Annotated in this window: 22 protein-coding genes and 1 riboswitch; of the genes, 15 read left to right on the forward strand and 7 right to left on the reverse strand. The window is 69.3% G+C overall.

Going from position 1 to position 22,841, the window contains the following annotated elements; all coding sequences use genetic code 11:
- Positions 1 to 21 precede the first annotated feature (21 nt).
- Complete coding sequence (locus JOE30_RS05600) at positions 22 to 768, forward strand: 3-hydroxybutyrate dehydrogenase (RefSeq protein ID WP_204869721.1); 747 nt, start codon at positions 22 to 24, stop codon at positions 766 to 768.
- On the opposite strand, the gene JOE30_RS05605 is transcribed toward JOE30_RS05600, so the two are convergent.
- Together JOE30_RS05605 and JOE30_RS05610 are read right to left on the reverse strand one after the other, a co-directional pair.
- Positions 769 to 1,560: a GAF and ANTAR domain-containing protein gene (locus JOE30_RS05605; protein WP_204869722.1), complete on the reverse strand. Its 792-nt coding sequence runs from the start codon at positions 1,558 to 1,560 to the stop codon at positions 769 to 771.
- Positions 1,561 to 1,781: 221 nt separating this feature from the next.
- Positions 1,782 to 2,240 carry a hypothetical protein gene (locus JOE30_RS05610; RefSeq protein WP_204869723.1) on the reverse strand — a complete coding sequence of 153 codons (459 nt, stop codon included), beginning with the start codon at positions 2,238 to 2,240 and terminating at the stop codon, positions 1,782 to 1,784.
- A gap of 40 nt (positions 2,241 to 2,280) precedes the next feature.
- Between JOE30_RS05610 and JOE30_RS05615 the strand changes: the two genes are divergently transcribed.
- Positions 2,281 to 2,934 carry a DedA family protein gene (locus JOE30_RS05615; RefSeq protein WP_204869724.1) on the forward strand — a complete coding sequence of 218 codons (654 nt, stop codon included), beginning with the start codon at positions 2,281 to 2,283 and terminating at the stop codon, positions 2,932 to 2,934.
- Here the strand turns inward: JOE30_RS05615 and speB are convergent.
- A complete protein-coding gene (speB, locus tag JOE30_RS05620) occupies positions 2,898 to 3,839 on the reverse strand; it encodes an agmatinase (RefSeq protein WP_204869725.1) in 942 nt (313 codons plus the stop codon). The two genes, JOE30_RS05615 and speB, sit on opposite strands and share 37 nt — an antisense overlap.
- A 75-nt stretch (positions 3,840 to 3,914) precedes the next feature.
- Here speB and JOE30_RS05625 point away from each other — a divergent pair, with 75 nt between their 5' ends.
- From JOE30_RS05625 to JOE30_RS05665, 9 genes are all read left to right on the forward strand, one after another.
- A complete protein-coding gene (locus JOE30_RS05625) occupies positions 3,915 to 4,487 on the forward strand; it encodes a helix-turn-helix domain-containing protein (protein WP_204869726.1) in 573 nt (190 codons plus the stop codon).
- Positions 4,484 to 6,199, forward strand: coding sequence for an NAD(P)/FAD-dependent oxidoreductase (locus tag JOE30_RS05630; RefSeq protein ID WP_204869727.1), 1,716 nt, complete (start codon positions 4,484 to 4,486; stop codon positions 6,197 to 6,199). Before JOE30_RS05625 ends, JOE30_RS05630 begins: the two co-directional genes overlap by 4 nt.
- Before the next feature lie 62 nt (positions 6,200 to 6,261).
- A complete protein-coding gene (locus JOE30_RS21790; RefSeq protein ID WP_371831708.1) occupies positions 6,262 to 7,047 on the forward strand; it encodes a M23 family metallopeptidase in 786 nt (261 codons plus the stop codon).
- 47 nt (positions 7,048 to 7,094) lie between these two features.
- Positions 7,095 to 7,949: a triacylglycerol lipase gene (locus JOE30_RS05640; protein ID WP_204869728.1), complete on the forward strand. Its 855-nt coding sequence runs from the start codon at positions 7,095 to 7,097 to the stop codon at positions 7,947 to 7,949.
- Between the two features lie 327 nt (positions 7,950 to 8,276).
- Complete coding sequence (locus JOE30_RS05645) at positions 8,277 to 8,744, forward strand: RNA polymerase sigma factor (RefSeq protein WP_204869729.1); 468 nt, start codon at positions 8,277 to 8,279, stop codon at positions 8,742 to 8,744.
- A complete protein-coding gene (locus JOE30_RS05650; RefSeq protein WP_204869730.1) occupies positions 8,741 to 9,313 on the forward strand; it encodes a methylated-DNA--[protein]-cysteine S-methyltransferase in 573 nt (190 codons plus the stop codon). Before JOE30_RS05645 ends, JOE30_RS05650 begins: the two co-directional genes overlap by 4 nt.
- Before the next feature lie 19 nt (positions 9,314 to 9,332).
- Positions 9,333 to 11,111: an acyl-CoA dehydrogenase gene (locus JOE30_RS05655; protein ID WP_204869731.1), complete on the forward strand. Its 1,779-nt coding sequence runs from the start codon at positions 9,333 to 9,335 to the stop codon at positions 11,109 to 11,111.
- A 556-nt stretch (positions 11,112 to 11,667) separates the two neighbouring features.
- Positions 11,668 to 12,354, forward strand: a complete 687-nt coding sequence (locus JOE30_RS05660) for a GntR family transcriptional regulator (protein ID WP_204869732.1) — start codon at positions 11,668 to 11,670, stop codon at positions 12,352 to 12,354.
- An 11-nt stretch (positions 12,355 to 12,365) separates the two neighbouring features.
- On the forward strand, positions 12,366 to 13,577 hold the full coding sequence (locus JOE30_RS05665) for an MFS transporter (RefSeq protein WP_204869733.1): 1,212 nt from the start codon (positions 12,366 to 12,368) through the stop codon (positions 13,575 to 13,577).
- Here JOE30_RS05665 and JOE30_RS05670 read toward each other — a convergent pair.
- A complete protein-coding gene (locus JOE30_RS05670) occupies positions 13,560 to 14,858 on the reverse strand; it encodes a M1 family metallopeptidase (RefSeq protein WP_204869734.1) in 1,299 nt (432 codons plus the stop codon). The two genes, JOE30_RS05665 and JOE30_RS05670, sit on opposite strands and share 18 nt — an antisense overlap.
- Complete coding sequence (locus tag JOE30_RS05675) at positions 14,858 to 18,718, reverse strand: Pls/PosA family non-ribosomal peptide synthetase (protein ID WP_239532497.1); 3,861 nt, start codon at positions 18,716 to 18,718, stop codon at positions 14,858 to 14,860. The genes JOE30_RS05670 and JOE30_RS05675 overlap by 1 nt, the downstream gene beginning before the upstream one ends.
- A 163-nt stretch (positions 18,719 to 18,881) precedes the next feature.
- Positions 18,882 to 18,997: riboswitch (SAM riboswitch) on the forward strand.
- A 63-nt stretch (positions 18,998 to 19,060) separates the two neighbouring features.
- On the opposite strand from JOE30_RS05675, the gene JOE30_RS05680 reads away from it, so the two are divergent.
- From JOE30_RS05680 to JOE30_RS05685, 3 genes are read left to right on the forward strand one after another with little or no spacing between them, the layout of a single operon-like run.
- Entirely contained in the window at positions 19,061 to 20,314 is a 1,254-nt protein-coding gene (locus tag JOE30_RS05680) for an aminotransferase class V-fold PLP-dependent enzyme (protein WP_204869736.1), read from the forward strand.
- Positions 20,311 to 20,388, forward strand: a complete 78-nt coding sequence (locus JOE30_RS21795; RefSeq protein WP_371831743.1) for a putative leader peptide — start codon at positions 20,311 to 20,313, stop codon at positions 20,386 to 20,388. The genes JOE30_RS05680 and JOE30_RS21795 overlap by 4 nt, the downstream gene beginning before the upstream one ends.
- 58 nt (positions 20,389 to 20,446) lie before the next feature.
- Entirely contained in the window at positions 20,447 to 20,863 is a 417-nt protein-coding gene (locus JOE30_RS05685) for a hypothetical protein (RefSeq protein WP_204869737.1), read from the forward strand.
- 3 nt (positions 20,864 to 20,866) lie between these two features.
- Here the strand turns inward: JOE30_RS05685 and JOE30_RS05690 are convergent, their stop codons facing one another.
- On the reverse strand, positions 20,867 to 21,358 hold the full coding sequence (locus JOE30_RS05690) for a YbaK/EbsC family protein (RefSeq protein ID WP_204869738.1): 492 nt from the start codon (positions 21,356 to 21,358) through the stop codon (positions 20,867 to 20,869).
- Positions 21,359 to 21,426: 68 nt separating this feature from the next.
- Here JOE30_RS05690 and JOE30_RS05695 point away from each other — a divergent pair, with 68 nt between their 5' ends.
- Positions 21,427 to 22,257, forward strand: coding sequence for a crotonase/enoyl-CoA hydratase family protein (locus JOE30_RS05695; RefSeq protein ID WP_204869739.1), 831 nt, complete (start codon positions 21,427 to 21,429; stop codon positions 22,255 to 22,257).
- A 42-nt stretch (positions 22,258 to 22,299) separates the two neighbouring features.
- Here the strand turns inward: JOE30_RS05695 and JOE30_RS05700 are convergent, their stop codons facing one another.
- The gene (locus JOE30_RS05700) at positions 22,300 to 22,752 is read right to left on the reverse strand and encodes a histidine kinase (RefSeq protein ID WP_027506481.1); all 453 of its coding nucleotides are present in this window, start codon (positions 22,750 to 22,752) and stop codon (positions 22,300 to 22,302) included.
- Positions 22,753 to 22,841: the final 89 nt, after the last annotated feature.

Below are 22,841 nucleotides of genomic sequence, written 5' to 3' on the forward strand. Positions count from 1 at the left end.
GACGGGCACACACTCGTGAGCATGACGGACCTCACAGGACGATCGGCCCTCATCACCGGTGGAGCCAGCGGGATCGGGGCTGCGATCGCCCGCGCTCTCGCGACGAACGGTGCCCGCGTCACCGTCGCCGATCTCGACGGCGATGCCGCGACGGCGCTGGCGCGCGAGATCGGGGGAGAGGCGTGGCAGGTCGATCTCTCCGACGTCGACGCGCTCGCAGACCTGACGCTCGAGACCGACATCCTCGTGAACAACGCCGGGATCCAGCACGTGTCGCCGATCGAGCAGTTCGACCCGGTGATGTTCCGTCGCATCCTGACGTTGATGGTGGAGGCGCCGTTCCTGCTGGTGCGTGCCGCTCTGCCGCACATGTACGAGTCCGGGTACGGGCGCATCGTCAACATGTCGTCCGTGCACGGCATCCGAGCGTCGGCCAACAAGTCGGCGTACGTCACGGCGAAGCACGCCCTGGAGGGACTGTCGAAGGTCACCGCCCTCGAAGGTGCCGAGCGGGGCGTCCGCAGCAACTGCGTCAACCCCGGCTACGTGCGAACACCCCTCGTGGAGAAGCAGATCGCCGATCAGGCGCGCGTCCACGGTATCGACGAGTCCGAGGTGCTCGAGAAGGTACTGCTGACCGAGAGTGCGATCAAGCGGATGGTGGAGCCCGAGGAGGTGGCCGCACTGGTGTCCTTCCTCGTCGGAGACGAGGCGTCGATGATCACCGGTGCGTCGTACACGATGGACGGCGGCTGGAGCGCGAGCTGATCACTCGCCGCGCGAGACGCTCTCCACGAAGTCGCGGGCGATGTCGCGGAGCTTGCGGTTGGCACGCTGCGACTCCGCGGACAGCATGCCGAACGCGGCATCGCTGTCGACGCCGTGCAGCGCCATGAGAATTCCCTTGGCCTGCTCGATGGGGGCGCGGTGCTCGAGTGCGTCCTGCAGGCCCGACGCGACCTCGCGGGCCGACCGTACGCGGGCGTAATCGCCGATCGCGGTGGACACGGTGGACGTCAGCAGCTCGAGGATCGACTCGTCGATCGATCCGAACGCGTCGCGGGCGGTGCCGTACAGGTTGAACGATCCGAGCTTCATGTCGGCGGTGTGCAGGGGCGCGGCGAGGAACGAGCGCACGCCCTCCTCGCGAGCAGCGTGCACGAACTCCGGCCAGCGCTGCTGCGCCGCATCGACGTCGACGCGCACGATCTCGCCGGTCCGGGCGGCCTCGAGGCACGGACCCTCACCGATCTCGTACTGATGGCGGTCGACCTCGAGCGTGCGGTCGTCGGTGTGCACGGCCGTGTACGTCAGGCCGCCGAACAGGATGCTCACACCGACGCTCGACGCACCGTCGACGGCCTCGTGTGCGATCTCCGCGGTGCGCTTGAGCAGCACCGCCAGATGGTCGTCGTCGCGGACGCTGCCGCCGACCGCGCTCAGCATGGCAGCGAGTCGACGGGGAGCGACCGACCCGGTGGCCACCTCGGTGACCAACTCCGCCGCACGCGACGTCGACTCGTCCGCCTCTGCGCGCTCCGAGTCCGCTGTCGCCGCCACGGCGCTGTCCCTGCTCTCCACGGTTGAGAATCATCGCACGGCGCGGGGACCCCGGCAGCGACTCCGGTTGAGTTCGGTGGCCAGCGGGTATCGCAAGCAACAGGTACTCGTGTTGTCCGGACATCACGAAGTGCCAGAGCCGTCGAGTGAAGAAGCCCGCCGATGTCTCGGAGACCCCCACTGTGTGCCTGCGCACCGGTGGGGTTCTTCGTGTGGTGGGCTCAGCCGCGGCGTGCGTGCGCTTCGATCACGGCGGCGTTGAGCGCGGCCGCGGCGCTGACGATCGCGGCGGCGTCGTCCGGGTCGCACTCGCCGTCGGCGACGCGCGCGACGGCATCCTGCATGCGTACGCACAGTGTGGCGACGGAATCGTCGTCGCTCGGCACGTCCGCCACGGCGCTCATACCCGCCGATTCATCGTCGGCCGGCTCGGTCCGACGGACGTCCTCGATCGCGTCGTCCCGCCCGGCGTCCGCGAGTCGCTCGAACTCCTCGGCCGGTGCCTCGGGGCGGTAGTTGCGAGGGCTGCCGTTCACCACGGTGCGTGTGCCCGGCGACAGTGCCACGAAGTTGACCCGAGCCCCGCCGGGATCGCCGCTGACCCGGAAGACCCGATCCGGGCGTGTGACACTGCGCACGATCATGCCGTCCGCGATGGCGTGCGGATTGCGTGGAGCCACATCGAACCTCGATTCACTGGTTGTGGGCCATCATGGTCGTATGACTTCCGTGATGGAGCGCCTGCTGGACATCGCACCGATCTGGGTGTTCCTCATCGTCTTCCTGCTGGTGTTCCTCGAGGACGCGATCTTCGTCGGTTTCGTGATCCCGGGAGAGACGGCCGCGGTCATCGGCGGTGTCGCGGCGAGTCAGGACCACGTGAGTGTCGTCGCGATGGCGGCGGTCGTGGTCGTCGCGGCCGTGCTGGGTGACTCGGTGGGCTTCGAGATCGGCAAGCACTTCGGCCCCCGACTGTTGGCCATGAAGATTCTGGACAAGCGACGCGACAAACTCGACAAGGCACGGGACCTGTTGGCACGCAAGGGCGGAACGGCCGTCTTCCTCGGCCGGTTCGTCGCCTTCTTCCGAGCGGTGATGCCGGCGTTGGCGGGAATGTCGCGTATGCCGTACCCGAAGTTCCTCGCGTACAACGCACTCGGTGGGCTCGTCTGGGGGACGGGGTTCGTGGTGCTCGGGTTCGTCGCCGGCAACTCGTACGAACAGGTCGCGAAGACGGTGGGACGGGACGCGGCGATCATCGTGGTCGCGGTGGTGGTGATCGCGCTGATCGTGTGGCGCGTCCGGGCTCATCGCTCCGAGAAGGGCGCGGCGCGGACCTACGATCCCAGCGCGAGCACCGACAGCAGCTCGTAGGCCACGTGGGACGCGGCGATGCCGGTGATCTCCGCGTGGTCGTACGCGGGCGCGACCTCGACGATGTCCGCACCGACGATGTTCGCTCCCACCAGCCCGCGCAAGGTGTTCAGCAGTTCCCGTGACGTCATGCCGCCCGCCTCGGGCGTGCCGGTACCCGGGGCGTGGGCCGGGTCGAGGACGTCGATGTCCACGGAGACGTACACCGGGCCCGTGTCGAGACGGCGGCGCATCCGCTCGACGATCGAGGCCACCCCGTCCGTCTCGTAGTCGTCGGACCGGATGATCTGGAACCCCAGGACTGCGTCGTCCTCGAGGTCCTTCTTGCCGTACAGCGGTCCGCGGATCCCGATGTGCTGTGACCGCTCGAGGTCGATCAGCCCCTCCTCGCTGGCCCGTCGGAACGGTGTCCCGTGCGTGAAGGGCGCACCGAAGTACGTGTCCCACGTGTCGAGGTGGGCGTCGAAGTGCAGCACGGCGATCGGCCCGTGGTCGCGGTGCAGCGCGCGCAGGATCGGCAGCGCGATCGTGTGATCGCCACCGAGAGTGAGGACCGTGCTGCCGTCCTCGCGCAGATCGGTGATCGCCTGCTCGACGGTCGTCAGCGCCTCGGCGATATCGAACGGATTGACCGCGATGTCGCCGGCATCGGCCACCTGGCGGTGCGCGAACGGCGACACGTCCAGCGCGGGGTTGTACGGCCGGAGCAGCTTGGACGACGCGCGGATGTGGCCGGGACCGAAGCGCGCGCCCGGCCGGTAGCTCACGCCCGAGTCGAAGGGGACTCCGACGATGCTCACGTCCGCCCGGGAGACCTCGTCGAGTCGCGGCAGCCGCGCGAAGGTCGACGGTTCCATGTATCGCGGGTAGCGCGAGCCGTCGAGAGGTCCCCTGATGTCGGTCATGAACAGCGATGTTTCCTCACTTCGGGCGGTTGGTCAACACTTGTTTCCTGACGCGGAGCAGGGCATGATCGCGGCGTGTCCACCATCGGAAACCGGCTGCGGGCCGCCCGGGCCGCCCGTCGTCTCACTCTCGACGCGCTCGCGTCGACCGTCGGTGTGACCAAGGGGTACCTGTCCAAGGTCGAGAACGACCGCGCGTCCGCGTCCGTCGCCGTCCTGGTGCGCTGGTGCGACGCGCTCGAGATTCCCATGGGGTCGCTGTTCGACGACGTTCCGCACGGCGACGTCGTCCGCGCCGGCGAGTACCCCCCGATCGCCCTCGGGGGTCATGCCCAGTCGGAGTACCTGCTGACCCCGCCGGGCGAACATCGCGTGCAGGTCATCCACGGCAGGATCGAGCGCGGGGGAGGCAGCGGCGACGAGTCGTACGAACTGCCGGCCGAGGTCGGGTTCGTCCTGGTGCTCACCGGTCGGCTGATCCTGACGCTCGACGAGCGCACCGTGCAGCTCGACGACGGTGACGCGATCACCTTCGACCCTCGTCGTCGGCACAGCTTCCGCGCGGAGGTCGACACCACGGTGCTGTGGGTCCTGACGCCGTCCCTGCCCTTCCGCCACGACAGAACCAGAATCGAGACGACTCCATGACCACGCCCGTCACTCCCGACAGCTCGGTCCACGAGCGATCAGCAGGGGACCGTGAGCAGCCGGTCACCATGTTCGGCCCCGACTTCCCCTTCGCCTACGACGATTTCCTCGCGCATCCGGCCGGGCTCGGGTCGGTCCCTCCGGAGCGCCGCGGCACCCGCGTCGCCATCGTCGGGGCAGGCCTGGCGGGCACCGTCGCCGCCCGTGAGCTGCTGCGGATGGGACTGGAACCCGTGGTGTACGAGGCGGGGTGGATCGGCGGCCGCATGCACTCGGTCCCGTTCGAGGGGCATGCGGACACGGTCGCCGAGATGGGCGCGATGCGGTTCCCGCCGTCGTCCACCGCGCTGTTCCACTACCTCGACCACCTCGGTATCGAGACCACTCCGTTCCCCAACCCACTCGCCGAGGCGACGCCCAGCACCGTCATAGATCTCAAGGGCACCAGTCACTACGCGCGGCAGCTGACCGATCTCCCCGACGAGTACGCCGAGGTGGCCAGGGCCTGGCAGCGCACGCTCGAGGAACAGTCGGAACTCGTTCCTCTTCAGCGCGCCATCCGCGCCCGGGACGCGGCGGCGGTGAAGCGCATCTGGAACGACCTCGTGGTGCGACTCGACGACACGACGTTCTACGGGTTCCTCGTCGGATCACCCCACTTCGCGTCGTTCGCACGTCGAGAGTTGTTCGGGCAGGTCGGTTTCGGCACCGGTGGCTGGGACACCGACTTCCCGAACTCGATACTCGAGATCCTGCGCGTCGTGGCCACGGAGGCGGACGACCACCACCGCGGCATCGTCGGCGGATCCAGCCGCCTGCCGCGTGGTCTGTGGTCGGAGGCCGTGTCGGACGCGGCGCACTGGCCGGCGGGCACCTCGGTCGCGTCGCTGCACGGCGGAACACCGCGCCCGGGTGTCACCGAGATCCGGCGACGGACCGACGACGCCACCGGCGGCCACACCTTCGCGGTGACCGACTCGTCGGGCCGGACGGACGAGTTCGACACGGTCGTCGTGACCGCGCAGAGCTGGATGCTCCTCAACACCATCGACACCGACGACGACCTGCTGCCCATCGACCACTGGACGGCCGTCGAGCGCACTCACTACATGGGGTCGACCAAGGTGTTCGTGCTCGTGGACCGGCCGTTCTGGAAGGACATCGACCCCGAGACGGGCAGGGAACTGGTCAGCATGACCCTCACCGACCGCTTGAGTCGGGGAACGTATCTCCTCGATCACGGCGACGATAGGCCCGGCGTGATCTGTCTGTCGTACACGTGGAGTGACGACTCGCTGAAGCTGCTGCCGCTCTCACCCGACGAGCGGTTGACGCTGATGCTCGGGTCGCTCGAGGAGATCTATCCCGGCGTGGACTTCCGCAGCCACATCGTCTCCGCTCCGGTGACGCTGTCGTGGGAGACCGAGCGCCACTTCATGGGTGCCTTCAAGGCCAACCTGCCCGGCCACTACCGCTATCAGGAACGCTTGTTCTCGCACTTCGTGCAGGACGAACTCGCCCCCCGGCATCGCGGGATCTTCCTCGCCGGCGACGACATCTCGTGGACGGCGGGATGGGCCGAGGGCGCCATCCAGACCGCGCTGAACGCGGTGTGGGGAGTCATGAACCACCTCGGCGGAAGGACGCACCCGGACAATCCCGGGCCGGGTGACGTCTTCGAGAGCATCGCCCCGCTCCGCCTCGGGGACTGATGCGTCGACCAGCGCGGTGAATCTCGGTCCGGGAGGACCTACCGAGCGGTAGCGTTCCTCCGGTGGTTCAGTTGCTCTCGCGCTCACAGGCGGCCGATCGGCCGCCCGTGACGACGCCTGCGACCGTTCCGGTGCGGACGGTCTCGGCGCAGGCACTGGCCATCGTGCTGGTGCTCGCCGTCGCGGTGCTCGTGTTCCACCTGACCCGGCCGACGGCCGAGGAGCCGGCCGTCGGGGCGGCCGCCGTTGCCGCTGCGGATCTGCGGCCGAGCTTCCTGACGGAACCGGAGCGCAACCTGGGCCCGCTGCGCCAGATCGCGAAAGTCAACCGCGCCACGGCGGAGGAGGAGTACGCGGCCGCCATCGCCGTGCTCTCGACGGCGGCCAGCGCCGAGGAGAAGGATCGCCGACTGTACGAGTTGCCGCCGGCCGTGATCGGCGCCCGCATCGGCAGCTACGCCTCACCGGCTCGCGGTACGTACACCTCCGGTTTCGGCCCGCGCTGGGGGACGATGCACAACGGCATCGACATCGCCGGTCCGATCGGCACCCCGATTCTGTCGGTGGCCGACGGTCAGGTGATCGAAGCAGGCCCTGCGAGCGGCTTCGGGCTGTGGGTGCGCGTGCGACACGACGACGGCACCGTGTCCATCTACGGACACGTGGACACCCTGGTCGCGGTGGCCGGTCAGCGCGTCGCGGCGGGGCAGCAGATCGCGACGATGGGGAACCGCGGCGATTCCACCGGGCCGCACCTGCACTTCGAGACCGTCGTCGCGGACAAGCACGTGGATCCCGAACTGTGGTTGATCGGCCGCGGGATCTCGCTCGGACCGGAAGGCGACTGACGAGTCCCGTCCGTCACATCAGTACCACGCTCGGATACGATCAGGGCATGAGACGGGCACTTCTGACGGCGGCGACGGCACTCGCCGTGGCCGTGGGCACCGCACCTCTCGGCGCCGGTCCGGCCGCGGCCGACACCGCCGCCGGCTCGTGCTCGCCCGAGCATCCCCGTCCCGTCGTGCTGGTGCACGGCACCTGGGTCGACGGCCCGGACACCTGGTCCACCCTCACCCCGCAGCTCGAGGCGGAGGGCTACTGCGTCTTCACTCTCGAGTACGGCTACCGCGCCGAACCCGGCGAGAACCTGCTGCAGACCTACGGCGGCGACGACATCGCCGCGTCCGCGCGAGAACTGCGTGCCTTCGTCGACGACGTCCGATCACGCACCGGCGCAGCCGATGTGGACGTCGTCGGGCACTCTCAGGGCGGTGTCGTGGCCCGTCAGTACCTGAAGTTCGAGGGCGGAGCCGACGCCGTGCACACCCTCGTCACCCTCGGCGCCACCAATCACGGCACCACGTTCTCGGCAGGGCAGCTCATCGGATCACTCGCGCAGCAGTTCGGACTGCCGGTCGGCGAGGTCGCCTCCGCGGCCGTCGGACCGTCGTTCGTCCAGCAGATGGTCGGCTCGCCGTTCCTCGACGTGCTCAACGCGGGCGGCGACACAGTCCCGGGAGTCGACTACACCGCGATCGCCACCCGCGCGGACACCGTCTCCACGCCGCCCGAGAACACTTTTCTCGCCGCAGGTCCGGGAGCGACCGTGGACAACGTCTGGGTGCAGGACGGCTGCCCGAGCAACACCGCCGGGCACATGGAACTGACCACCGACCCCCGCGCACTGTGGATGGTGCAGCGCGGGCTCGACCGGTCCTACGCCGATCGGGTACCCAGCCCCTGCTGAGTGCCGGGTGCGCGCGCTGTTGCGGTGGCTGGAAGGGGTGTGCACACGGCTGACGTGTGGTGAACACCCGTTGCTGCAGGCCGGAGGGTGTGTGCGGTTGACGCAGGGGGTGTGCACACAGCTCGCTGCACCTCGCGCCGCGGTGCCTTGCCTGAAGGTGTGTCGCCCGGCCGGAAGGGGTGTGCACACGGCTGACGTCAAGTGAACACCCGTTGCCGCAGGCTGGTGGGGGTGTGCGGTTGACGCAGGGGGTGTGCACACGGCCGGCTGCACCCGACATCCCGCACATTCTCACGTTTTGGGTGCCCCACGCGTTTACTGATCGTGATGCTTCCGTTCGAGACCGTCGTGGCCACCCACGGCCCCGTGGTGCTGCGGGTCTGTCGCGCCGTGGTCGGTCCCGTCGACGCCGACGACGCGTGGTCCGAGACCTTCCTCGCCGCACTCCGCGCGTACCCCGACCTGCCCGAGGACGCGAACGTGCAGGCCTGGCTGGTGACCATCGCGCACCGCAAGGCTGTCGACGTTCATCGGGCGGCAGCTCGTCGGCCCGTACCCACCGACTCCGTTCCGGACGTCGCCGCGACGGTGCCCGACGAGAACCACGCCCTGTGGTCGGCGGTCGCGGCCCTGCCCGACACTCAGCGACTGGCCGTCGCGTACCACCACATCGGGGGCCTGCCCCATGCGGACGTCGCTGCGCTGCTGGGGAATTCGACCACAGCCGCCCGTCGAGCGTGTGCCGACGGCATCGCGACCCTGCGCCGCACGACCACGAGGAGTGAGCTGCTGTGACCACCGCCGCCGATCTGACCGCGCTCCACGAGCGGCTGACGCACCGCGCCGCCGAGGAAGGACTGCTCGACGTCGCGTACCGCACCCTCGACTCACCCGTCGGCACGCTCCTCGTGGCGGCCACCGAGCGAGGCGTCGTGCGCGTGGCCTTCGACGTCGAGAACCACGACACGGTCCTGCAGACGCTGGCCACCCGCATCAGTCCGCGGGTGCTCCGAGCGCCGGCCCGGCTCGACCCGGTGGTACGCGGGCTCGACGCGTTCTTCGCCGGGACGTCCCGCGTCGTCGACGTCGACCTCGATCTGCGCCTCGCTGCCGGGTTCCGTCGCGACGTCCTGACGCATCTCCAGCGCATCCCCTACGGCGAGACCCGAAGCTACGCTGCCGTGGCCGCGGAGACGGCCAGCCCGAAGGCCGTGCGCGCCGTGGGATCGGCCTGCGCGCGCAATCCGCTGCCCCTGGTCATCCCGTGTCATCGGGTGGTGCGGTCCGACGGGACGCCCGGTCGCTACGCCGGCGGTGAGGCTGCCAAGCAGCTTCTGCTCGAGCTCGAGACACAGAACTACTAGGCGGTATTAGTCTCGAAGCATGTCCTCTGCTGCCGATGTTCCCGCGCACCTCGTTCTGTCTCGTCGCGATCTCGAGTTCCTCCTCTACGAATGGCTCGACGTCGAGTCGTTGACCGAGCGGAAGCGCTTCTCCGACCATTCCCGCGAGACGTTCGACGCGGTGATGGAGCTCAGCGAGCAGATCGCGGTGAAGCACTTCGCACCGCACAACAAGAAGGCCGACGCGAACGAGCCGCACGTCGGCGAGGACGGCAAGGTCGTCCTGATTCCCGAGGTCGAGCAAGCGCTGACGGTGTTCAACGACGCCGGCCTCATCTCCGGGCAGTTCGACGACTCGCTCGGCGGCATGCAGCTGCCGACCACGGTGTCGAAGGCGTCGCTCGCGTGGTTCCAGGCCGCGAACACCGGCACCGCGACCTATCCCTTCCTCACCATCGGCAACGCCAATCTCCTCATCGAGTACGGCAGCGAGGACTTGGTCGACGCCTATGTCCGGCCCATGCTCGAAGGCCGTTTCCACGGGACCATGTGTCTGTCCGAGCCCGGCGCCGGATCGTCGCTCGCGTACATCACCACCAAGGCCGTCGAGCAGGGTGACGGCACCTATGCGGTGACCGGAACCAAGATGTGGATCTCGGGCGGCGAACACGAACTCGGTGAGAACATCGTGCACCTCGTCCTCGCCAAGATCCCCGGTGGTCCGGCGGGCGTGAAGGGCATTTCGCTCTTCGTCGTACCCAAGACGCTGGTGAACGCGGACGGGTCGCTGGGCGAGCGGAACGACGTGAACCTCGTGGGCCTGAACCACAAGATGGGGTACCGCGGCACCACCAACACGCTCCTCGCGTTCGGCGAGAACGGCGGTGCCACAGGCTATCTCGTCGGCGAGCCGCACAAGGGCCTGTCGTACATGTTCAAGATGATGAACGAGGCGCGCATCGGCGTCGGCATGGGTGCGACCGCGCTGGGCTACACCGGTTACCTGCACTCGGTGGCCTACGCGCGGGACCGTGCACAGGGCCGGCCCGTGGGTGACAAGGATCCGGCTGCCCCGCAGGTGCCGATCATCGACCACTCCGACGTCCGCCGCATGCTGCTCGCGCAGAAGTCCTACGTCGAGGGCGGTCTGGCCCTGGGTCTGTACTGCTCCCGACTGGTCGATGAGCAGATCACCGGCGAGCAGGACGCGGCGGATCGTGCCGGGTTCCTCCTCGACGTGCTCACCCCCATCGCCAAGGCGTGGCCGTCGCAGTGGTGCCTCGAGGCCAACAACCTCGCGATCCAGGTACACGGTGGGTACGGCTACACCCGCGACTACAACGTCGAGCAGTTCTACCGCGACAACCGTCTCAACCCCATCCACGAGGGAACGAACGGCATCCAGGGCCTCGATCTCCTCGGGCGCAAGGTTGTCGCGCAGGGCGGCCGAGGGCTCCAGCTTCTCGTCGAGACCATCACGGAGACCATCGACGCGATGTCGGGTGAGTACGCCGACGCCCTGCGAGCGGCAGTGGATCGCCTCGTGGCCGTCACCGGCACGCTGTGGGGTCAGGGCGACGCCGAGGTGGCGCTGGCCAACTCGTCCGCGTATCTCGAGGCGACCGGTCACGTGGTCGTCGCGTGGCTCTGGCTCGACCAGCTCCGGGCGATCGGCGACAAGGAGGGCGCCTTCTACGACGGCAAGCGTGTCGCGGCGCGGTACTTCTTCCGGTACGAGCTCCCCAAGACGGGCCCGCAGTTCGACCTGCTCGAGAACCTGGACCGTACGACGCTGGACCTCGACACCTCGGTTCTGTAGGGCGGGGGTGGGGGACTGCGGCGTGCTCGAGCTTCGCCGGGGGCACCGCTCGTCGCCGCGCGCACCTTCCACGGTGCGCAGAGAACCGGGCGCTGCGCCCGCGCTCCGCGGATCGGTCGGTACACCTCGGTTCTGTAGGGCCGGGCCCGCGCTCCGCGGATCGGTCGGTGCACCTCCGATCGCGGGTGCGGGTGGGGAACTGCGGCGTGCTCGAGCTTCGCCGGGCGCACCGCTCGTCGCCGCGCGCACCTTCCACCGTGCGCAGAGAACCGGGCGCTGCGCCCGCGCTCCGGGAATCGTTCGGTGCACCTCCGATCGCGGGTGCGGGTGGGGAACTGCGGTGCGCTCGAGCTTCGCCGGGCGCGCCGCTCGTCGCCGCGCGCACCGTCCACGGTGTGCAGAGAACCGGGCGCTGCGCCCGCGCTCCACGGATCGTTCGGTGCACCCCCGATCGGGGGTGCGGGTGGCGAACTGCGGTGCGGCGAGCAGCGCGTACCGCGTAATGCCCGTCACACGTACCTGGTCACAGCGCGCGGCGACTGCTTAGATACAAGATGTGCGCAACACAGATGCAACCGAGACGTCGTCCGACCGGGCGTACGCGACGGTGAAAGAGCTCATCGTCTCCGGCGAGCTGCCGGGCGGGGAGCTGATCAGCGAGGGGCAGATCGCCGAGCGCACCGGCACCAGCCGCACCCCGGTCCGTGAGGCCTTCCTCAGACTCGCGGCCGAAGGATGGATGCGGCTCTACCCCAAGCGCGGGGCCCTCGTGGTTCCCGTCGCACCCGACGAGGCCACTCATCTCGTCGCCGCCCGTCGACTCGTCGAGACCGGATCGCTCGAGGCGTTCGCACAGGATCCGGGCAGCCGGACCTCCGCCGCCGCTCAGATGCGGGAGAGCCTCGACCGGCAGCGCGTTCTCGCGGAGGCGGGCGACTCCCTCGGCTTCGCTGCCGAGGACGCAGACTTCCACACCATCGTCGTCACGCACGGGGACAACCCTCTGCTGTCGACCTTCTACTCAGGATTGCGCGACCGGCAGCGCCGCATGACCGCGAACTCCGTGGCGCGCAATCCGGACGTGTTGGCGTCGATCATCGACGACCACACCCGTCTCACCGCACTCGTCGAGCAGGGCGACGTCACCGCGTACGACGACACCCTCTCCCTCCACATGGCAGCCACGCACGCGCTGCCGCGTGCCTCGCGACCAGCCTCCGGCCTGCCCGACGGAATCCGCTGAAGGACCCCACCATGACCGTTCTCGACCGCACGACCACCACCCGCACCTGGCTTCCCGTGGCTCTCGGCATGCTCGCCGTCGCCTGGGGCGGCAACGAGTTCACGCCGCTCCTCGTGATGTACCGCGAGGGTCACGGCTTCTCGCCCGTCGTCGTCGACGTGTTCCTCTTCGCGTACGTCGTCGGCATCGTGCCGGCCCTGTTGATCGGCGGCCCGCTCTCGGATCGCTACGGACGGCGGCCGCTCATGGTGCCCGCGCCGGCCGTCGCTGCCGCCGGATCTCTCGTCATCGCCCTCGGTGCTCACACGGCCCCGATCCTCGCGACCGGCCGCGTGCTCAGCGGCATCGCGTTGGGGCTGGGTATGGCCGTCGGCGGCAGTTGGTTGAAGGAGCTGTCCGCGGACGGCTCGGGCGCCCGCCGCGCCGCGATGTCGCTCACGGGCGGATTCGCCACGGGCGCAGGGGTTGCCGGCGTGCTCGCGCAGTGGGCGCCATGGCCCGAGGTGCTGCCGTACCTGGTGCACGTCGCGTTGGCCGCGCTGGCCACCGTGGCCCTGCTCGGGGTGCCCGAGACGCGGGCTCGTGCGGTGGACGACGCCTCGCTGCTGTCCGATCTGCGCATCCCGTCGGCGGGCCACCGTCGGTTCGTGTCCGTCGTTCTTCCCATGGCGCCGTGGGTCTTCGGCGCGGCCAGCGTCGCGTACGCAGTGCTGCCCGGTCTGATGGCCGACCACTCCGGCGCGTTCCCCATCGCGTTCTCCGCCCTGCTCGGCGTGGTCGCGCTGTCGTCCGGCTTCGCCGTCCAGGCCGTCGGCCGACGTATCGACACCGCGTCGAGTGCGCGCGCAGTCCTGGTCGCGCTGGGGATCATCGTCGTCGGCATGGTGCTGGTCTCGGTGGCCGCCGACGTGTTGACGATCCCGATGGCGCTGCTCGCCGCCGCGGTGCTCGGGTGCGGCTACGGCATGGCGATGGTGTCGGGCCTGCAGGAGGTGCAGCGCATCGCGGGACCGCGTGATCTGGCCGGACTCACCGCGGTGTTCTACTCCGTGACCTACCTCGGCTTCGCGGTGCCGGCGATCCTGGCGCTGCTCGTGCAGGAGTTCCCCGGCGCGATCACCTACCCCGAACTGTTCACGGCCGGTGCGGTTCTCGCCGCGATCTCATTGGCGCTCGTCGCGACGAGAACGCGGTCGCACCTGCCGTCAGGGCAGTCGGGGTAGCCGCTTCTTCTCGAGCCAGGACTCCCAGAACTCGTCGGTACTGCCGTACTGCTTCGCCAACCCGACGAAGTCCGACGTCGCCACGGTGGCGTGGCGGAAGGTCGTGGTCCACTCACGGATCAGATCGAAGAACGCCGCGTTGCCGATGGTGCGCCGAAGTGCGTGCAGGGCAAGGGCTCCGCGCTTGTACACGCGGTCGTCGAACATGTCCTCCGGTCCCGGATCTCCCAGGACGATGTCCTGCGGCAGGGACGACAGGCGGCTGTGCGCGCGGGTGGCTTCCTGGTGCGCGGACGGCCCGCCCGAACTCTCCGACCAGATCCACTCGGAGTAGCAGGCGAAGCCCTCGTGCAACCAGATGTCGCTCCACCGAGCGATGGTGAGGCTGTTGCCGAACCACTGATGCGCCAGTTCGTGAGCGACGAGTCGCTCGTACTCGCGGTCGCCGTCACAGTGATTGGCACCGAAGATCGACAGCGTCTGTGCCTCGACGGGGATCTCCAACTCGTCGTCGGTGACGACGACGGAGTACGACTCGAACGGATAGGGGCCGAACGACTCGACGAACGTCTCCATCATCTGCTGCTGACGGCCGAAGTCGTGATCGAAGTTCTCGCGCAGACGCGCCGGCAGGACCGCGTCGATCGGCACGGGGGAGTCGCTGACCCGGTGCTTCTCGTACTGGCCGATCTGCACGGTCGCGAGGTACGAGGCCATCGGTTCCGGCTGGTCGTACACCCACGTGGTGCGCGAGGACTTCACGTACTTCCGCGTCAGTGTGCCGTTCGAGACGACGTGGTACGGGGAGTCGGCGGTGATCGAGATGGTGTACGCCGCTTTGGAACTGGGATGGTCGTCGCACGGGAACCACGATGCGGCGCCGTTGGGTTGGCTCGCGACGAGGGCGCCGTCGGTGAGCTCCTCCCACCCGACCTCGCCCCACACGCTGCGGATCGGTGCGGGGTTGCCGCTGTAGGCGACGGTGGCCGTGAAGGAGGCGCCCTCGTCGATGGCGCGCTGCAGCGTGACCGTCAGCTTGCCGCCCCGATGGGTGAACCGGACGCCGCGCATGCCGGCGACACTGACCTTGGACGGGGTGAGAGCCGGACCCATGTCGAGTGAGAACTTGGTGATCGACCGGGTGGCCACCGCGTGCACGACGGCCTTGCCGGACAGGCGGTTCGACTGCACCTTGTACTCGAGGTCGAGGGCATACCGCTCGACCGAGTACCCCCGGTTGCCGTTCTGCGGCAGGTACGGGTCGATGGGAGAGTCCGGCATCACTTCTCGGTCCAGGGTGCGATGGGGTTGCCCTGCCACCGGCTCGACTCGGGGACGGTGTCGCCGCGCATCACCAGCGAGGCCGGTCCGACCGTGGCACCTGCCCCGATTCCCGCAGCGGGCAGTGCGACGCAATGCGGGCCCAGCGTGGCTCCCGCCCCCAAACTCACCGTGTCCATGCTCATGATCCGATCATGGAACAGATGTGTCTGCACGACGCACCCTCTGTTGACGGTGGCACCGTCGCCGAGGGTGATGAGATCGGCCTCCGGCAGCCAGTAGGTCTCACACCAGACTCCCTTCCCGATGTGGGCGCCGAGCCAGCGCAGCCACAGGTTCAGCACCGGGGTTCCCTCGGCGGCGCGGGCGAACCACGGGGCGGCGACGACCTCGACGAACGTGTCGGCCACTTCGTTGCGCCACACGAAGGAACTCCACAGAGGATGTTCGACCGCGCCGATCCGACCGACGAGCGACCACTTGGCGACGGCGGAGATCCCGGCGGCGACGGCGCCGGCGATCAGCAACACGACGCCGCTGAGCAACGCGGCGGCCCAGTAGCCCAGCGATCCGGCGATCCAGGTCAGGGCGGCGAGCACGCCGAACCCGATGCCGAACGACACGACGACGGGCACGAGTCGACAGGTCTCGACCACGGCGCGGGCGATCTTGAGTCGCCGCGGCGGATCGAAGGTCCGGGTGGTGTCGGACGAGTTCGGGGCCCGGCGCAGGCGCACCGGCGGGCTGCCGAGCCACGATGAACCCGACTTCGCCTTGGCGGGGGCGGCCGACAGCACGGCGACGAGGCCGTTCTTCGGCACGCGTCGACCCGCGGCCGCCATGCCGGAGTTGCCGAGGAACGCGCGCTTGCCCACCTTCGCCTCGCCGAGCAGCATCCAGCCGCCGCCGAGCTCGTAACTGGCGATCATGGTGTCGTCCGCCAGGAACGCACCGTCGCCCACCGTCGTGAACTTCGGGACCATCAGCACCGTCGACGCCTCCACGTCCTTGCCGATGGTCGCGCCGAGCAGCCGGAGCCATCCCGGCGTGAGCAGACTCGCGTAGAGCGGGAAGAGGAACGTGCGGGCCGAGTCCATCAGGCGTTCGGTGGCCCACACCTGCCAGCCGATGCGACTGCGCACCGCGTGGTGGCCGGGAATCAGCCCGATCGACAGCAACCGCACGGACACGAGCGTGACCGCCGCGAAGACCAGCAACGACACCGCGGTGGCGGGAGCGAGCAGCGCCAGCCCGAGGCCGATCGCGCCGGGCAGCGTGGTCGCGTGCGCGACTCCGACGGCGACGAGCAGCAGACCCGCGGCAATGGACAGGAGGGGGAGGCCCGACAGCAACAGCGATGTCACGCCGTAGACGGGCACCCAGCCGCGACCGCGCGGCGGCGCCTCGTCCGGCCACGGGTGCATCGCCTTGCCGACCTTCGCGGCGGGCGAGCCGGACCACTGCTGACCGGCCTTGACCTTCCCGGAGACGGCCGACCCCGCGGTGATCTCGGCCCGGCGTCCGATCCTGGCTCCGGGGAGCAGGGTCGACCGCGCGCCCACCGTCGCACCGGCGCCGACCTCGATCGAGCCGATGTGCACGACGTCGCCGTCGATCCAGTAGCCGGACAGGTCGACCTCCGGCTCGAGTGAGCAGCCGTCACCGAGAGTCAGCATGCCGGTGACCGGGGGCAGGGTGTGCAGATCGACGTCGCGTCCGACCGTCGCGCCGAGCGCGCGGGCGTAGTAGACCATCCACGGCGCGCCCGACAGGTTCGAGGCGCCGCTGGCGTCGGTCAACCGGTTGGCGGTCCACAGCCGCAGGTGCACGCTGCCGCCGCGCGGATGGGCGCCCTCCGTGACGCCGCGCATGAGGAGCCGCGATCCGGCGACGGAGATCGCCATCCGGCCCACGGGCGTCACGAACAGAAGGAACCCGAGCAGAAGCCACCACCACGACACCGTCGGCAGCCAGGGGCGGGGAGCGAACCAGCTGAACGTGTTCGCCATGATGCCGAGCCAGGTCACCCACTGCAGCCCGGTCAGCGTGGTCAGCGGCAGGGTCGCGAGGACCTGCGCCACCTGAGCCCTCCGGGGTGTGGGGACGACGATGCGCTTCTCGGTCACCGGCGGGGGGACGAGCGAGTCGAGCAACGCGACGAGCGAGCCGAGTCGCGGATGGTCGTAGAGCTGCGCGACCGTGATCTCGGGGAAACGCTCGCGCAATCGGGTCACGAGCAGTGCGGCCGAGAGCGATCCGCCACCGGCGGCGAAGAAGTCCGCGTCCAGGGATCCGATCTCGGCGCCCAGCACGTCGCTCCACAGCTCGGCCACCCAGCCGGCGGTCCCGGCGAGAGAGGCGTCGTCCGGAGTCGAGCCGCGCTTGGGCAGCGGCCACGGCAGAGCCGCGCGGTCGACCTTGCCGGACGTGCGGGTGGGTAGTTCGTCGACGAGTGCGAGACGTGGAACCATCGCGGCGGGAAGCTGTTCCGCGAGGAGCTCGCGCGCGCGGACGAGGTCGAAGTCCGGGTCGGTGCTGGCGAGATAGCCCACCAGCACGGGTGTTCCGGAGCCGGTGGTGCGCACTGCGGCGGCCGCGCCGCTCACACCGGGGAGGGCCTGCAGGGCGTTGTCCACCTCGCCCAGTTCGATGCGGCGCCCGCCGACCTTCACCTGATCGTCGGCGCGGCCCTGGAAGAGCAGCCCCTCGAGTTCCAGCCGCACGAGATCGCCGCTGCGGTAGGCACGGTCCCATCCGAGAGTCGCCATGGGCGCGTACTTCTCGGCGTCCTTCACCGGATCGAGGTAGCGCGCGAGGCCGACGCCACCGATGACGAGCTCGCCCACCTCACCCACCGCGACCGGCTCCTCGTCCGGGCCCACGACGGCGAGGTCCCACCCGTCGAGCGGCAGCCCGATGCGCACCGGTCCCACACCGTCCATGAGAGCGGCGCAGGCGACGACGGTGGCCTCGGTGGGGCCGTAGGTGTTCCAGACCTCGCGGCCCGGAACAGCCAGTCGTTCAGCGAGATCCGGCGGGCATGCCTCGCCGCCGAAGATGAGCAACCGGACGTCCTCGAGCGCCTCGCGAGGCCACAGCGCCGCGAGAGTCGGCACCGTCGACACCACGCTGATGTCGCGGGCGACGAGCCAGGGGCCGAGGTCCATGCCGCTGCGCACGAGGGACCGAGGCGCGGGAACGAGGCAGGCGCCGCTACGCCAGGCGAGCCACATCTCCTCGCACGACGCGTCGAACGCCACGGAGAGCCCCGCCAACACCCGATCACCCGGGCCGATCGGTCGGTCCTGCAGGAACAGTCGTGCCTCGGCGTCCACGAATGCCGCCGCGTTGCGATTGCTCACCGCGACGCCCTTGGGCTTGCCGGTCGAGCCCGAGGTGAAGATCACCCAGGCGTCGTCATCGGGTGTCGGACGGCCGACCGGGCGCCCGGTGCCCGCGGTGTCGGTTCGGGTGACACCGCCGTCCGCGATGATCGCGGTGACACCGGCCTCCGAGAACACCAGCTCGGCGCGCTCGTCCGGGTCGTCGACGTCCACCGGGACGTAGGCCGCTCCTGCGGCGATGACCGACAGGATGGCCGCGTAGAGCGAATAACTGCCCGACGGCATGCGGACCCCGACGCGATCGCCGGCGCAGACGCCGTGCCGGGACAGCCACCGAGCACCCTCGTCGATGTTGTCGAGCAGTTCGCTGTAACTGATGGTGGTGTCGCCGTCGTCGATGGCCGGCGCATCGGGAAACGCCCGCGCGGTGTCCTCGAGGATGTCGACGAGGGTGCGCACCGGGGCCGCCACGGAGGAACGGAGGTAGGCCTCGGGAACACGGGTCTGCAGTGACAAGACGAACGGCCTCTCGCATCGAACAGGGACGACGGAACGCTGGCGGGTGTGACGACACGTTATTGCACGCTCAGTTTGCGGGTTGGTGAACAACTCCGCCGACCCGGCGCGCGTGCGGCGGAGCGGTTGACAACGCGGCCGACCGTTTGCCATCCTGCTTCCAGGTCACGAGTACCAGCATCAAGCCCCGGCTCGCTGGTCGGCAACCCTCCTCCGCGGTGGGGTGCTCCGGGTGACGACCTGGCCGCGCTCCGACGACGGAGGCGGCAAGCGCGGATCGACGCCTCTCGTCAGATCGCGGCCCTCGTGCCGTGCGTCGATCCCTCGACGGAGGGATTCATCATGACCACAGTTCTGCAGCGCCCCATCGCATCCGTGCACGGCCGCGGCCGGCAGGTGACGTGTGCCGACGGCCGGACGACTCGCAGCATCGATCTCGACTACGCGGCCAGCGCTCCCGCGCTCGACGCGGTGGTCGATCGAGTGCGAGAGGTGTTGCCGCACTGCGCGAGTGTGCATCGCGGTGCCGGTCACAAGTCGCAGTTCTGCACGCGTGAGTACGAGTCCGCCCGGAACACCGTGCACCGCTTCTGCGGTGCGGATTCCGACGACGTCGTCGTGTTCACGCGCAACACCACGGACGCGCTGAATCTCCTGGCGCGCTGCGTTCCCGGAGACACGGTGGTGCTCGACATCGAGCATCACGCGAATCTGCTGCCGTGGCGGAACCGCCGGGTGGTGCGATCGGCGGACTCGGTCGAGGAGACGCTGATTCGGCTCGACGACGAACTCGCGTCGAGACCTGCTGCGCTGCTTGCCGTCACGGGTGCCTCCAACGTGACCGGCGAGGTCCTGCCTCTCGATCGACTCGCGGATCTGGCGCACCGACACGGTGCCCGCATCCTCGTCGACGGGGCACAACTCGTTCCGCACCGCGCCGTGGACATCACTGCGGCGGGTATCGACTACCTGGCCTTCAGCGGTCACAAGCTGTATGCGCCCTTCGGTGCGGGAGTGCTCGTGGGACGGCGTGACTGGCTCGACGTGGCCGAGCCGTACCTCGCGGGTGGTGGAGCGACCCGGCGCGTGTCCGTCCTCGGTGCGTCGGTCGACATCGACTGGGCGCCGTCGCCGGCGCGGCACGAGGCCGGCACCCCCAATCTGCTCGGTGCCGTCGCGATAGCCGCGGCGTGCGACGAGATCGGCGCGATCGGCCACGGCGCCATCGCTGCCCACGATCAGGAGTGCACGGACGCCCTGCTCGGCGGACTCACCGCTCTGGCCGGTGTGTCGGTGCTCCGTCTGTGGAGCGATTCCACCGACATCGTCGGCATCGTGTCCTTCACCGTCGACGGTGTCGACGCGGGTGCACTCGCCACCGCGCTGGCCGACGATCACGGCATCGCGGTGCGGGCCGGGAAGTTCTGCGCCCATCCCCTGCTCTCGCGGGTGGGCGCGGCCGACGGTGCCGTGCGAGCGAGCATCGGGCTGGGGACCACCGCCGACGATGTCGACCGGTTCGTGGAGGCGGTGCGTGTGACGTGCCTCTCACTGCGGGATCGCGTCACCACCGGATCGTTAGCATCAGCATCATGACGAGGAGCAGGTTGTGGGGTCGACGACACGTCGATCTCTGCCGTGCCACCTCCAGCGCCTGTCCGGTCCGGTGATCGTGCGACTCACGTCACCTCACAGCCTCCGCTGCACCCACGACTGACTGGACAACTCATGACCACGGTCTCTTCCGACTCCCTCGTCTTCCTCGACGGCGTCTCCGGTACCTCTCCGGACGTCGTCCGCTTCTCCGCCGCCGATCTCTCCGAGGCCCAGAGCCGCTACGCGACCCTCAAGGCCGAGCACCCCGGAGCTCGTGTCGTGGTGGACATCGACGTGCACATCGCCGCCGACGCCCGGACCGCGCGCCGCGAGGTGCTGGCATCGGACAGCAAGCCTCGCCCCGGCACGCTGCAGTACGTCGGTACGGCGTCGGGTCTCGTGGGCCTCGTCGCCGACATCGTGACGGTCGACGTGGCGGACGGCGTGACCCTGCGTCCGGTGGTGGAGCAGACGCGGGAGTCCGTCGTCCGGGCAATCACCACCGAGGTGGTGCCCGCCCTCGAGGTTCGGCGCCTGCGCGCCTCCTGAGGCTCAGCCCCCGCGGGTCTCGGGGCCCATGTCCACAGCGAGCCCGGCGGTGATCCGCAGCAGCTCGGGGTAGGTCGTGCGGAAGAGGGTCGCGGGGTGCCCAGCTGCTGCCCACAGCCGATCGAAGCGTTCCAGCGCCGTGTCGACGAACGTCGGCAGATTCGTCGGGTGGCCCACGGGCGCGATCCCGCCCACCGGTTGCCCGGTGGCGTGTTCGACCACGTCGATCGGTGCGCGGGTCAGCGTGCCCTCGAGACGTCGACCGGTGGCATCGAGGTCCACGTTGTGCGCACCCGACACCAGCAGCAGCACCGGGTCGTCGTCGAGCAGGAACACCAGCGACTTGCAGATGGCACCGAGCGGGGCCCCGCTCACCGCCGCAGCCTGACGCGCTGTGTGCGTCGGCTCCGACTGCGTCACGATCACGCCGTGATGACCTCGGGCGATCAGAACGTCCGACACGTGTGCCGCAGCGGGATGGTGGATCCGCGTCATGGTCGCAGGATAGTCAGTCCACGCCGCCGGGACATCCGGTGAGCGGGAGCGCTGGCTATCCTGACCCGATGACACTCACGGATGCGTGGAAAGCCTTCACGGTGACGACCGACGCCCATGTCGCGACGGTGACTCTCATCGGCCCGAACAAGGGCAATGCGATGGGGCCCGACTTCTGGTCGGAGCTGCCCCTCGTCTTCTCCGCGCTGGACGCGGATCCGGAGGTACGCGCGATCGTGCTCGCCGGCTCGGGCCGCAACTTCAGCTACGGCCTCGACCTGCCCGCCATGGCGGGCGATTTCGGTGCGGTCATGGGGGACAAGGCGCAGGCCGGTCCGCGCAGCACGTTCCACGACATGATCAAGCGCATGCAGGCGTCGATCAACGCGGTGGCCGACTGCCGCAAGCCCGTGGTGGCCGCTGTGCAGGGGTGGTGCATCGGTGGTGGGATCGATCTCATCTCGGCGGCCGACATCCGTTACGCCAGCGCGGACGCGAAGTTCAGTGTGCGCGAGGTGAAGGTCGCCATCGTGGCGGACATGGGGTCGTTCGCCCGTCTGCCCGCCATCATCGGCGACGGTCATCTTCGCGAACTCGCGTTGACCGGCAAGGACATCGACAGTGCCCGGGCGCAGCAGATCGGCCTCGTGAACGACGTGTTCGACGACGCGGAGACTGTGCTCGCCGCAGCGCATGCCACGGCCACCGAGATCGCGGCGAACCCGCCCCTCGTGGTGCACGGGATCAAGGCGGTTCTCGACCACGGTCGCGTTGCGGCAGTGCAGGATTCGCTGCGCTACGTCGCCGCGTGGAACGCCGCGTTCCTGCCGTCCGAGGATCTGACGGAGGCCATCACCTCGGTCTTCGAGAAGCGCCCCGCGTCATTCCAGGGCAAGTAGAGATTCCAGGGCAAGTAGAGGGACCCCGGTGGAACGGCCCGATCAGCGGAAGGCGCTCTTCGGGTCGTTCCACAACTGATCGGTGAAGTCCTCGAGGACGACGAGCACCACCGAGTCCTCCGCGCGGCGCAGGATCGACTTGCTCGCCCGGACCTGGAGGATGTCGCCCTTCGAGTCCGTCATGCGCCAGAGCGAGTCGGCGCGGGTGGCGACGGTGGTCAGGAACGTCTCGGCGATGTTGACTCCGAGCGGTTCGTTGGCCGGGAAAATGTCCTGCAGTGTCAGGGTCTCGTTCGACCGAGGGGACTCCTCGTCGAAGCCCATCAGCTCGTCGAAGGCCTCGTTGGCGAAGACGACCGTGCCGCCGGGCTCGACGGCGAGGACGGCCAACGGAATGCGGTCGAGCACGACGGTCACCGGCAGAGACGGGAACTGCGTCGTCGTCGAGACCGCCTCGGACGTGGGATTTCTCCGGTCGCTCACAGCGTCACTCATCGGTGGTACCGCACCCTTACGTCGTGGCTCGTCGTCCTGACACGGCCCGGGGGACCGCGGATGCGATGCTATCAGCGGACAGCACCGCA

Origin of the sequence: Rhodococcus sp. PvP016 (assembly GCF_017832185.1) — a bacterium.
Classification (GTDB): Bacteria; Actinomycetota; Actinomycetes; order Mycobacteriales; family Mycobacteriaceae; genus Rhodococcoides.